This is a genomic window from Croceibacter sp. (assembly GCF_002716225.1).
GTDB lineage: Bacteria > Bacteroidota > Bacteroidia > Flavobacteriales > Flavobacteriaceae > Croceibacter > Croceibacter atlanticus.
In genome coordinates, this window is sequence record NZ_PAZX01000005.1 from 151911 (window position 1) to 164511 (window position 12601).

12 protein-coding genes, 1 tRNA gene and 1 riboswitch are annotated in these 12601 nt (G+C 32.3%); of the genes, 5 read left to right on the forward strand and 8 right to left on the reverse strand.

The annotated features are described in order from the left end of the window. Positions 1-89: 89 nt before the first annotated feature. From CL818_RS02640 to CL818_RS02650, 3 genes are read right to left on the reverse strand one after another with little or no spacing between them, the layout of a single operon-like run. Entirely contained in the window at positions 90-713 is a 624-nt protein-coding gene (locus CL818_RS02640; RefSeq protein ID WP_013188248.1) for a response regulator transcription factor, read from the reverse strand. Beyond that, on the reverse strand, positions 710-2566 hold the full coding sequence (locus CL818_RS02645; protein WP_286971418.1) for a sensor histidine kinase: 1857 nt from the start codon (positions 2564-2566) through the stop codon (positions 710-712). Before CL818_RS02645 ends, CL818_RS02640 begins: the two co-directional genes overlap by 4 nt. 5 nt (positions 2567-2571) lie before the next feature. Beyond that, a complete protein-coding gene (locus CL818_RS02650) occupies positions 2572-3099 on the reverse strand; it encodes a hypothetical protein (protein ID WP_272973978.1) in 528 nt (175 codons plus the stop codon). 251 nt (positions 3100-3350) lie between these two features. Here CL818_RS02650 and bshB1 point away from each other — a divergent pair, with 251 nt between their 5' ends. Together bshB1 and CL818_RS02660 are read left to right on the forward strand one after the other, a co-directional pair. Further along, on the forward strand, positions 3351-4067 hold the full coding sequence (bshB1, locus tag CL818_RS02655) for a bacillithiol biosynthesis deacetylase BshB1 (RefSeq protein WP_272973977.1): 717 nt from the start codon (positions 3351-3353) through the stop codon (positions 4065-4067). 55 nt (positions 4068-4122) lie between these two features. After that, positions 4123-4198, forward strand: a tRNA-His gene (locus CL818_RS02660). 140 nt (positions 4199-4338) lie between these two features. Here CL818_RS02660 and CL818_RS02665 read toward each other — a convergent pair. From CL818_RS02665 to CL818_RS02675, 3 genes are all read right to left on the reverse strand, one after another. Further along, complete coding sequence (locus tag CL818_RS02665) at positions 4339-5085, reverse strand: YebC/PmpR family DNA-binding transcriptional regulator (RefSeq protein ID WP_272973976.1); 747 nt, start codon at positions 5083-5085, stop codon at positions 4339-4341. A gap of 85 nt (positions 5086-5170) precedes the next feature. Then, positions 5171-6193, reverse strand: a complete 1023-nt coding sequence (locus CL818_RS02670; RefSeq protein ID WP_272973975.1) for a FecCD family ABC transporter permease — start codon at positions 6191-6193, stop codon at positions 5171-5173. Next, positions 6194-7330 (reverse strand): ABC transporter substrate-binding protein, encoded by a 1137-nt coding sequence (locus tag CL818_RS02675; RefSeq protein WP_272973974.1) that lies wholly within the window; start codon positions 7328-7330, stop codon positions 6194-6196. A 95-nt stretch (positions 7331-7425) separates the two neighbouring features. Beyond that, a riboswitch (cobalamin riboswitch) is annotated at positions 7426-7628 on the forward strand. 31 nt (positions 7629-7659) lie between these two features. On the opposite strand from CL818_RS02675, the gene CL818_RS02680 reads away from it, so the two are divergent. Beyond that, entirely contained in the window at positions 7660-9525 is a 1866-nt protein-coding gene (locus CL818_RS02680; protein ID WP_272973973.1) for a TonB-dependent receptor domain-containing protein, read from the forward strand. 10 nt (positions 9526-9535) lie between these two features. Further along, the gene (locus tag CL818_RS02685) at positions 9536-10933 is read left to right on the forward strand and encodes a DUF5074 domain-containing protein (protein ID WP_272973972.1); all 1398 of its coding nucleotides are present in this window, start codon (positions 9536-9538) and stop codon (positions 10931-10933) included. A gap of 80 nt (positions 10934-11013) precedes the next feature. On the opposite strand, the gene CL818_RS02690 is transcribed toward CL818_RS02685, so the two are convergent. Beyond that, on the reverse strand, positions 11014-11286 hold the full coding sequence (locus CL818_RS02690; protein ID WP_013188239.1) for a hypothetical protein: 273 nt from the start codon (positions 11284-11286) through the stop codon (positions 11014-11016). A 128-nt stretch (positions 11287-11414) separates the two neighbouring features. Next, positions 11415-11675 (reverse strand): hypothetical protein, encoded by a 261-nt coding sequence (locus CL818_RS02695; RefSeq protein WP_272973971.1) that lies wholly within the window; start codon positions 11673-11675, stop codon positions 11415-11417. A 119-nt stretch (positions 11676-11794) separates the two neighbouring features. Here CL818_RS02695 and CL818_RS02700 point away from each other — a divergent pair, with 119 nt between their 5' ends. Beyond that, positions 11795-12601, forward strand: a complete 807-nt coding sequence (locus CL818_RS02700) for a zinc-dependent peptidase (protein ID WP_013188237.1) — start codon at positions 11795-11797, stop codon at positions 12599-12601.

Here is a 12601-nt window from a genome sequence, read left to right on the forward strand (position 1 = left end):
AGCCTAAAGCCCCAATTTTCGACTAACTTAATTATATGTAAACTTAAAAGTTATGTTTATGCCAAAACATACCCATTAACGGGTATATTTTAAAAATCATACTTTTTTTCCAATGCATATCTCAACAATTCTCCTTTTCCACTTAAGTTAAGTTTTCTAATCATATTCTTTCTGTGTTTCTCAACAGTAGAAACAGATGTGAACCTAAGCTGTGCAATCTCTAAAGATGACTTTCCTTGACCTACCATTTTAAGAATTTGTCGTTCACTTTTAGAGAGTAATAGTTTTTTGTTTGAAGATTCTGCATCTTTTATGCTTTCTAAGTTAATAGAGTTATCGTAAAAATCCTTACCGCTAGCTACAGTTCTAATTGCATTTAAAATTTCTTCTAAAGGAGAATGTTTTAAGATGTATCCAGAAGCTCCAGCGTTTATCATTTGTTTTACAGCATCTTCTTGGTCAAACATGGTAAATGCAATTACCTTTATATGCGGAAACTCTTTTTTAATTACTCTTGTAGCTTCTATGCCATCTAGTTTTGGCATCCTAATATCCATAATGATAACTTTAGGTTGTTTTAAGCGTACAATCTTTAAAAGCTCTTCACCATTATTGGCCGAGCCTACAAGTGAAATATCTTCTTCTGCCTTAATTAACAACTCAATACCGTCAATTAAAGATTGGTGATCTTCTGCTATTGCTATTGTTATCATGATGCATTAGTTTTTAGTGGAATATCTATAATTATAGTGGTTCCTTTTCCTACTGTGGAATCTATGTTAATGTCTCCGTGAAGAAAATTAACACGTTTCTCAATGCTAGATAAACCTAAGCCTTGCTTGTCTATAGCACTAAGGTTAAACCCTTTTCCATTGTCTTCAACTATAATATTTAAATCATCATCATGTTGCGTTAATGTAATTGATGCTTCAGATGCATTGGCGTGTTTGATAATATTAGTGACTAGTTCTTGTATGATTCTAAAAATACTTATCTCTAAGTTATTGTCTAAACGATCTTCTAACCCATAATGGTTTACTTCAACTTGTAAACTCGTAGAAACAGATGCGTTTTTTGCTAAGTTTTCAATAGCTGGCACAAGACTTTTCTTAGCTAAGACACCACTGTTTTTAAGATGAGACATATTTCTTATCTCGTGGTAGGCTTGTGATAGTAACTCTTCTGTGTTACTAAATATATCATCTAAATTATCAAGATTATTTTTATGCTTTTTAAGATGGCTAAATTGTAGCCTAGCAGTAGCAAGTGTTGCACCAACACTATCGTGAAGATCTCCCGCAAGCTTTTGTCGTTCTTTTTCCTGACCTTCTATTATAGCATCAATTGTTGTTAGTTCCTGCTCTTTTAAGAAAGTTTGTAATTTTTGCTTCTCCAGTTCACTTTGTTGTTCTGCAATTTTTTTCTTTCTATTAGTGTTTTTGTAAACTAATAATCCAATAATAGAAACGGCAATTAAAAATCCACCAAATATTATGGCTAAGTTTTTATTTTTTGTTTTTTGCTGTTGCTCTAAAAGAATTTGTTTGTCTTTCTGTACAGTTTGGTATTTGGTAAGGTTTACAAATTGATCTGCTATATTAACACTGTCTCTATAATTAATGTGTTTTTTAAGGTACTCTAAAGACGTTTTATAGTTTTCTTGATCTTCATAATCATTAGCTAATAAGCTGTACAAAAACTTTAAGTTACTCTTTTTGTATAGGTTATGTTTTAGGGTTTCTGCTTGCTTTAAAAGGTTTATAGTTTCCTTATAGTCACCTCTTAACCGTGTAATTGCTGCCTTATTAATTAATGTGTAATAAGTTTTATAAGGAATATTAAAGCGCTTCTCTATAACATCTGCTTTCTCTATATAATAATCTGCAGAATCTAATTCCTGAGTTATTTGTGCATAATACACACTCTTTATTGCAAAAATTCTTGCACGTTCTAGTGCATAGTTATCGTCTTTTAAATACTCGAGAGCAAGGTCAAGATTTTGCATGACCTCTTTTTTATTGTCGTAATTAAAGTTGAGTAATGCAATTTGAATATAATAATCTGCAACTTGATCATTCCATTCATTCTCTATTGCTTGTTCTCCAAAAAGTTCAAGAAGTTGATCTGGTTCATAGTTATAGTATTCCTGATCTGCAAAGAGATTATAAAGTGTAAGGTTAAAAGCATTTGCATCATAAAGCTCTTTTACTTTTAAATACTGTTCTTTTGCTCTTATACTATATAGGTAACCTTTATCTATATCATCATCTGCTATATGTGTTTTACCCAAGTAATCTAAATACCTAGCCTTATTAATTGGTGATAGTGAGAGTGTATCTACATTAAATAAATTAATGAAAGCAGAATCTAATTGATTGGTAAACACATAATATTGTGCATTATCTAATAATTTCTCAGAAGAATCTTTATAAGATGTTTTTGAAATTATAGCTCTTGCTCCGTCTATGTTATAGTCGTTTAACAAACTATCTATAACCTTATACTGTTGTGCTTTAATAGTAAAGCACAACAGTAATCCTAGTAGTAATGGTAATTTTTTAATCAATGGAATTAGCAGCTTACTTTTGGAGGAATTACACCAGTTCCAACTGTTCTTGGTTGTGTTAAAGATGATTTAGAGCTTAAATGCTGATCTAAAATTTCTTCAACCTCTACAATAGTTAAGGGTTGGCTATTGCTTAATTCTGTTATAATACTTTGAATGGTAGCAGGACTTAAACTTAAAAAATCTTCATCGTGAACCGTAAAAACTGTAACGTCATTTTCGTCACTAGGCTTAAAGTTTGAAATAACCTGATTTAGATCATTGTTTGGCGGATTTATTAAATTGTAATCATTACTAATAACAGGTCCAACATAATCCTCATTATGTGTTACTATTTGTAACATTGAAGATACATTGTTTCCAGAGATATCATAACTGGCAGCAACTTTAAAAGTTAATTCCACTGGCTTGCCATTAATGGTAACAGTTTTTTTAGGTACAGCTATATCTTGTTTAAATAATCCCGTTGAAGGACTATAACACGTATTATACGAATTAAAGGGAGCATATTGAGTTGTAGAGTTTTCTTGCATGAGTTGTGTTTTGAGTTAATTAGAGTTGAGTTAGTTTATTATTAGGAGCAAACAACTGTAAATGCATAGAAAACACATAACAGTAGTAGGTTTGTTTTATAGATCATTAAGTAGATTTGGTTTTAATTTAATCAAAATAAGAGGATTTTACCTTACTAAGATATACCCATTAGTGGGTATTTTAAAACTATTCAATTATTTATTTGCAATTGTGTTGATGTATTGTTGATTATCTTTGAAAAAAATAAAAAATGAAGTTAGACATATTAGCAATAGGAGCACACCCAGATGATGTAGAATTAAGTTGTTCTGGAACTCTTGCTAAGGAAATAGCTAAAGGAAAAATTGTAGGCATCTTAGACCTTACACGAGGTGAATTAGGTACTAGAGGATCAGCTGAAATTAGAGATGTTGAAGCTGCAAATGCTGCTCGTATTTTAGGAGTTGCAGTAAGAAAGAACCTAAAGTTTAAAGATGGATTCTTTAAAAATGACGAAGCACACCAAAAAGCGATAATAAAAATCATAAGAAAATATAAACCAGAAGTTGTGCTTTGCAATGCTGTTGATGATAGGCATATTGATCATGGTAAAGGTAGCAAGCTAGCTAGTGACGCTTGTTTTCTTAGTGGTTTAAGGCGAATAGAAACTAAATTAGATGATGAGCCTCAAGAAGCTTGGAGACCTAAACACGTGTATCATTACATACAATGGAAAAATCTAACACCAGATGTCGTGGTAGATATCTCAGGGTATTTAGATAAAAAGATAGCTTCTGTAAAGGCGTATGAAAGTCAGTTTTTTAATTTAAAAAGTGATGAGCCACAAACACCAATTTCTTCAAATAATTTTCTTCAAAGTATTACGTACAGAGCTCAAGATTTAGGAAGATTAATAAATGTAGAGCACGCAGAAGGTTTTACTTCAGAACGTTATGTAGCTGTAGATTCAATTTTTGATTTAATTTAAAAATTATCTTGCTCAAAATAAGACAATATCTTATCTTTGCCGTCCGATTACAAATGGTGGTTGTAGCTCAGCTGGTTAGAGCGCTGGTTTGTGGTACCAGAAGTCGCCGGTTCGAACCCGGTCTTCCACCCAAAATAAAAGCCTTATCTTATGATGAGGCTTTTTTTGTGGATTAAATTCAACGGAACAATACTTTTCAAATAAACTATATTTATAAAAAAACCTCCAAAGTTAATTTGGAGGTTTTTTTTATATGAATTGGATGGAACTGTTAGTCTTCACTCTCATCCATAGTATGATATACATTTTGTACATCATCATCGTCGTCTAATTTCTCTAAAAGCTTCTCAACATCTTCTTGTTGTTCTGGAGTTAGCTTTTTAGTAACTTGTGGTATACGCTCAAAGCCAGAAGAAATAATCCCAATATTATTAGCTTCTAAATATCCTTGAATGTTTCCGAAACTTTCAAAAGGGGCATAAATCATTATCACTTTTTGAGTTTCGCCTTGCTCATTTTCATCTGTGTCTTCAAAAATTTCTTCAACACCAAAATCAATTAATTCTAATTCAAGTTCTTCAAGGTCTAAGTTATCGCCTTTAATTTTAAAGTTGCAGGTATGATCAAACATAAAGACAACAGAGCCAGAAGTACCTAGATTTCCGTCTGTTTTATTAAAAGCAGCTCTTACATTGGCAACAGTTCTTGTATTGTTATCTGTAGCAGTTTCAATTAAAACAGCGATACCATGTTGAGCATAGCCTTCAAAGATTACTTCTTTATAATCACCTTGAGACTTATCACTCGCACGTTTAATAGCACGTTCTACATTGTCTTTAGGCATATTTACAGACTTGGCATTCTGTATAACTGCACGTAGCCTAGAGTTTGAGTCTGGATCTGGTCCACCTTCTTTAACAGCCATTACAATATCTTTACCAATACGCGTAAAGGCTTTAGACATTGCAGACCATCGCTTCATCTTACGCGCTTTCCTAAATTCAAATGCTCTTCCCATAAATTATTTTTGTTAAAGCGTAAAAATAGGAATTTCACCTATAATTATCAATGTGTAAAATTATGAAGTTTAATTGTTTTGTTTGCTAAAACATGAGTTTACGTTTACGCACCAATAGCCAAATTACAACAGGTGCTCCTACTAAAGAGGTGATAGCATTAATTGGTAATGTAAATTCACTATTTGGTAATTGTGCAATAGCATCGCAGATAAGCATTAAAATGGCACCAAAGCAAAGTACCGCAGGCATTAATATGAGATGATTAGTTGTTTTTATTACCAATCTTACCAAATGAGGTACGGCTAAACCTATAAACGCTATTGGTCCTGCAAAAGCTGTAATACTTCCAGCTAATAAACTAGTTGCTACAATTATTAAAAACCTATTTTTTTTAATATTTACACCAAGGCTTTTAGCATAATGTTCACCCAAAAGCAAGGCATTTAAATTTTTTAAACAGAAAATGCTAACTATAACTCCTATACCAACTGTGACACCTAAAATACTAAGCTCTTGCCACCCTAAATTACCTAGACTACCAAAAGACCAAAACATATATTGTTGCAATTGTGCAGCAGAACTAAAGTAAGCTAACACACTAACAACAGAAGCTGTTAAACTAGCAAACATTAACCCTATAATGAGAATTGCCATGGTGTCTCTTAATCTTGCCGAAGCTACTACTACAGCTAATAATACTAAAAAACTACCCAAGCTTGAAGCAACGGCTATGCTGTAACCAGAATTTAAATAGCTTGCAAATACACCACCAAACATACTTGCTCCCATAATAATTATAGCAACACCTAAACTGGCTCCGCTACTAATACCTAAGACGTATGGACCAGCTAACGGATTCCTGAATAATGTTTGCATTAATAAACCACTTAACGCTAATCCACTACCAACAAAAATGGCAGTTAATGCTTTAGGTAACCTGTAATCTGTTATTATATAGCGCCAAGATTCTTTATCTACATCTCCACCAAAAAGTGCGGCAAGCACATCGTCTAAAGGAATGCTTACAGAACCTAAACTAATATTAGTTAGAAAAGCTATTAATAGCAATACTATTCCTAGTAGAAGATATGTGCTTTGCTTAGGCATTTAATTTAGTGGTTTAAAGAATGTAGGCGTATAGTCTTTAAGTAATTCTGGATGTAAAATAGATACCATATCTTTTAGTACTAAGTCTGGTCTGTTAGGACCAAGTTCATAGTATAATACACCACCAGTTTCTCCAGTAGTACTTGCAAAACTAAATATGGTCTTGTCTTGAAAAGCTTTAAATTGATTGTAGTGAGAAGAGGCTTTTAACATAGCATCGTAAGAAGAAAAACTTCCAGGTGCCAACCAATATTCTGAGTTTTCAGCTTTATCTAATACTTTTTCAAAAGCTAAAGAAATACTGCCTTTTCCGTTGGTGTATCCGTACACATATTTCGCATTAGCATCACTTATAAACTTTGCCTGCCAACTATTGCCATAAGGAAGATACCATACATCTTTATACATAGCACCACACAAAACGGTAGGCTTTTTATTTACAGATTTGGCAAGTTTTTTGGTCTCTTCATATGAGGTTGCTATCTCGTTAAATAATTGAGTTGCTTCATCGGTTTTATTAAAAAGTACACCAAAGAATTTTAACCATTCTGCTTTTCCTAATGGATGTGTTTCAAGCCAATCTGCATTAAAAATAACTGGAGTACCATTCTTTTGAATGGTATTAAAAGTTTTGTTTTCGTTATCTATAGCAAAACCTATTACAACATCAGGCTGTAGCTCTAATAGGATTTCTGTATTTATAGATTCGTTGGCTCCTAACTCTTTAACTTTATTGTTGTTAATGAGTTGTCGGGTTTTTTTAGAAGAGATATAATCTAAATTTGGAAACCCAACCAATGCATGCTCTTCACCTAGTGCTTCTAAAGATGGTATGTGAGTGGTAGAAGTTACGACAAGTTGCTCTATAGGTAAATTTACTTTTTGATCGTACTCTAGTCCTTCAGGAAGTGTATTGCCCTCATTAACTAAGGCATAAATAAAATCTTTTTCTGCATTTGGCCAAGGACTTTTAACAGTCATTAGTTTAAAACCGTCATAAGAAACCACTTCAAAACCTTTGGCATATTCAATCTTAAGCGTATCACCTTTGCTTAATAAAGATTTTAGCTCTTTGTCATGATTCTTGCAAGACGTAAATAGTATAGATAAGAGTAAAAGTGAAGCTAAATATTTCAAAAGATAGTTATGTATTAGTAGGTTAATTAAAAAGCGTAAGAATATTCAAAACTAAGTATTTTTTAAAACTCATTGTGCGGTTATTTAAAAAAGCTACTTTTGCACTGAATTTTGGTGGAAATACGTATTACAAACGTATGACCTTAAAATGGGAATGCCGTTAAAATCGGCAACTGTACCCGCAACTGTAAGTCACTCATTTATTTGAGCTTGTACAATCTTAAAACCACTGTAGCAATATGGGAAGGTATGTACATTAAAGACAAGTCAGGAGACCTGCCAAGTTCTTAATCATCTTAATGATGCTCGGGAAAAGCATCTCAAGACTTATGAGATATATCGTTTTCATCTTATTGATGTGGATTTTTTCTACAACTGCACACTCGCAATTGGATAGCCTCCAACAATTGCCTGAGGTTATCATTAGTGATGTAAGCTTGACAGATTTTTCTACTGGTACTACAACCACAACATTAAGAGATAGTGTTTTTTACAATCAAGCAACACCTTTACAGCAAACTTTACTATATAACAGTTTAATATATTTTAAGGAAAATGGTCCTGGTGGTGTGTCTTCTCCATCATTTAGAGGAACAAATGCCTCTCAAACTGCTGTGCTTTGGAATGGTATTTCAATAAATTCTCAGTTAAATGGGCAAACCGATTTTAATACCATAAGTACTCGAAACTATGATAATCTTGTAGTAAGACATGGTGGCGGAAGCATTCCTTACGGCAGTGGTGCTGTTGGTGGTAGTATACATTTAAATAACACCACTAAATACAACACTGGTTTTAAAACAAAATTATTAGAAAGCTATGGAAGCTTTGAAACCTATGCAGCCCAAGCTAAATTAAGTTATGGTACTAAAAAGTTTTATATAGAAACGGCATTAGATGGTTTGCAAAGTGAAAACGATTTTAAATATTTAGATACTAACCTTAGGAATGATAATGGTGCTTATAAAACTATAAATGGAAATTTAAATTTTGGATTTAAATTGAATAAGCACCATCAATTAAATGTTTATCATAATACATTTTTAAGTGATAGAGAATTTAGTAGAACACTAACTGCTGTTACTTTTGATGGTTATGAAGATGAAAATACAAGAACCCTATTAGCTTGGACAGCAAAAGGTAAAGCATTTAAAAGTGTAACCAGGTTAGCTCATGTCTTTGAGTCTTATAAATACTTTCCAGACAAAAATGTAGACGATTTTTATTTTTATGGAAAAGCGATTAGGTATGTTTTTAACAACGAGTTTAAATATCAATTTAATACTAAGACAAGTTTAAAAACTATTGCAGACCTTAATACTACAAGTGCAGAAGGATCTAACATAGAAGAAAGTAATAGAGATGTAATTTCTGGCACTGCATTGTTAGAGCATAAGTTGAGTAAATTTATTACTGGTACACTTCAACTAAAACAGGAGTTTTCTAATGATTATGAAAGCCCATTATTATACGGTATTTCTGCAGACTATCTTTCGGCTTTTCAAAAGGAAAACAGTATTCGCCAATTTGGTATTGGCTTTAATGCATCCAAAAATTTTAGAGCACCAACGTTTAACGACTTAAATTGGAACGGTGCCGGCGCTATCGGAAATCCAGATTTATTGCCAGAAATAACATATCAAGGAGAACTAAACCAAACATTAAAATTTTCTTTCGGAACATTTAAGCTAGCTGAATTTATTAGTTACTCAGAAAATTTGATTCAATGGCTACCCAACCAACAAGGGTTGTTTATGCCAAACAATATTAAGGACTCTAGAAACTTCGGTATAGAGGCGCAATTTCAGGCTTATTATAATTTTGGCTCACATAAGTTTACTACTACAACAGGTTACACGTATGTTGAGGCCAAAGATTTATCAACCAATGCACAATTTATATATGTGCCTAAACATAAATTTATTGGAAGTTTAGGTTACAACTATAAATCATTCAACCTTCTGTATCAGTTTTTATACAATGGTGAGGTCTTTACAAAGACAGACAATTCTGAAACTCTTGGAGGTTATGCAGTATCTAATGTTAACCTTTCGTTTAAGCCAAAATCTAAAGGGTTAAACTGGTTTACAATACAATTATCTGTAAATAATATCTTCAATAAAAATTATCAAAATATAGCGTTTAGGCCAAATCCTGGACGCCACTATTCAATTTTACTAACTCAATCCTTCTAAATTTTAAATAATGAAGACACTTAAATTATTAATGCTTTTGGTTTTAACTGCTGTTTTTACGGTTAGTTGTGAATCTGATGATGACGGTATGAATACCGATAACAGCAATGGTAGCATAACTATCTCTGCAAATGCCACAACAGTATCTGAAGATGCTGGTGAGCTATTGTTTACAGTTACAACTACAGATGCTGTACTGGTAGATACTACTTATGAAATTGCCCTTATGGGTACAGCTTTAGAAACGGAAGACTATACCGTAAACAGTACAAATTTCACAATAAGTGAAGGTGAAACTACAGCAGTTATAACGGTTAATATTATAGATGATACAACTGTTGAAGAGGCTGAAACAATCGAGATTTCTGTAATTTCTGAAAATGGTGAGTCGCTAACAAATCCAATTTCTGAAACTGTGACCATTACAGATAATGATAGTTTTGCTTTTGAAGCAGGAATATTAATTTCTAATGAAGGACCATTTGGAAGTGGTTTTGGGACAGTATCTTATATTGATGCAAATTTCACTGCGGTAGATAATGATATTTATCAAGATGTAAATAATGACAACTTAGGTAACATAGTACAGTCAATCGGGTTTTCTGAAACAAATGCCTATGTAGTAGCAAACGTTGGTAATAAAATAACTGTAGTAAATCGTTTTTCTTTTGAAGAAATTACGAAAATAGAAACAGGTTTAATGAATCCTCGTTTTATGATTACTGCTAACAACAAAGGTTATGTTACCAATTGGGGTAGTGGTAGTGATGCTACAGATGATTATATTGCAGTTATAGATTTAGATACAAATACTATTACAACAACAATACCTGTAAGCGAAGGTCCAGAAGAGTTGTTATTTGATGGTACAAATATTTATGTAGCACATCAAGGTGGTTTTGGTGTTAACAATGAAATAAGTGTTATAAGTCCTGTAACAGATGCTGTTACTAGTACAATAACAGTTGGTAAGGCACCAAACAGTTTGCAGTTAGATGCCAGCGGTAATCTTTGGGTTTTAAGTTCTGGACAATTTTCTTATCAAGGAGATGAAGAAGGTGGAAGTATTTCTGTAATTAACACTTCTAGCAATGCAGTTACTACTACATACACATTTAATCAAACAGAGCACCCAAGTTATTTAAATATAGATAATAATGCAGTTTACTATGGCTTAAACGGGAATGTTTATAAAGGAGCAACGTCATCTTTTACAATTCCTACAGATGCAGAATTAACGGGTCTTAATTTATATGGAATGGTTGTAAATGATAATACACTATACGCTTGTGATCCTAATGACTTTTCTAGTAATGGTTCGGTTCATATTTATGACTTAACCGATAATAGCTTAACAACTAGTTTTACAGTAGGCGTGTTACCTAATAATGTTTACTTTAATAACTAACACGTTTTAAGGAAACTGTTATATACTAAAAAAGGCTTCCATAAATTGGAAGCCTTTTTCTATTCTATAAAAGAAAAAGATTAGTTAGCAGCGTTATCGTCTGTTGCATCTTCTTTCATCTCTTCGTTCATTTCTTCATTCATTTCAGCTTCAACTTCTTCGCCAGCTTCGTTCATTTCAGCTTCAACTTCTTCAGCACCAGCTTCAATAGCATCACCAGCTTCTTCAGCGTTAGCTTCGATATCTTCACCCATTGCTTCGATAGCATCTTCAGTTTTCTCTTCAGTAGTTTCTCTACAAGAAGTTCCTAAAAGAAGACCTAAAGCCATTACAGATAATATTACTTTTTTCATTTTAATAAATTTTATAAGGTTAGTAAGGCACAAATATAATAATATCTTGAAGTTGTAAGAATAATTAAGACTTAAAAGGCTCCTAAAATTAGGAGCCTTTGTTTTATAAGTGTTAATAGTGTAACTAATTAGTTGTCATCTGTTTCACCGTCAAACTCTTCTTTTACATCTTTAGCAGCGCCTTCTATTTCTTCGCCTGCTCTTTTAATTCCGTCTTCAGTTTCATCTGCAGCTCTCTCTAATGTGCTCTCAGCTTCATCCATATCATCGCTAACATCATCACTCACATCTTCCATAACATCTTCTGCTTTGTCTTCTGTAGTTTCTCTACAAGATGTAGTAGCCATAAACATACCTACAGCCATAATTGATAAAAATACCTTTTTCATAATTTATTTTTTTAAATGATTAGTTACACAAATGTATTAAAATAACAGAACTACTTCTTATTATTGAAAATTATAGGTTGTACTATCTATACATTTATTTTTATCTCTACTTTTATTATATGGTTTTTGGAAAATTTCTTGCAATAGCAATCATTCTTATTATTATTTACTACTTAGTAAAATCTGCCGAAACACTTTATGTGATAAAGTTTAAAAAGCCTATATATACTCACTTTTATCTGTTTAAAAAGAAGTTACCAGAATCTTCAATCACTATACTAGAAAACCAGTTTGAATTTTATGGTTTACTTAATACTTCTCAGAAAACATTCTTTCAACATAGGTTGGCCACATTTTTAGCAGATAAAGAATTTTTTGGACGCGAAGATTTAGAGGTTACCGAGGAAATGAAAGTTTTAATTGGTGCTACAGCAATTATGCTAACTTTTGGGATGCGTAATTATTACTTAGGTATTTTAGATCGCGTTATAATTTATCCTAATACGTATTACTCTAACATTACTGCTGCATATCATAAAGGTGAGTTTAATCCAAGGTTAAAGGCATTGGTTATTTCTTGGAAAGATTTTAAGGAAGGATATGCAGATACTACAGATAATTTAAACTTAGGCATACACGAGTTTACACATATTTTGCAGTTAAATAGTAAAAAATTTAGAGATGTAAGTGCTTCAATCTTTAGTGATGGCTATACTGAAATAGAACAAATTTTAAAAGATGATTTATACCGTAATAATTTAATGGCATCAGACTACTTCAGGAATTATGCTTATACCAACAAATACGAGTTTTTAGCTGTTCTCATTGAAAATTTTATTGAAACACCTAAAGATTTTAAAATGAACTTTCCTCAGTTATATAGTAAGGTTAGACAAATGCTTAATTATAATTTTGCAGGCTATTAA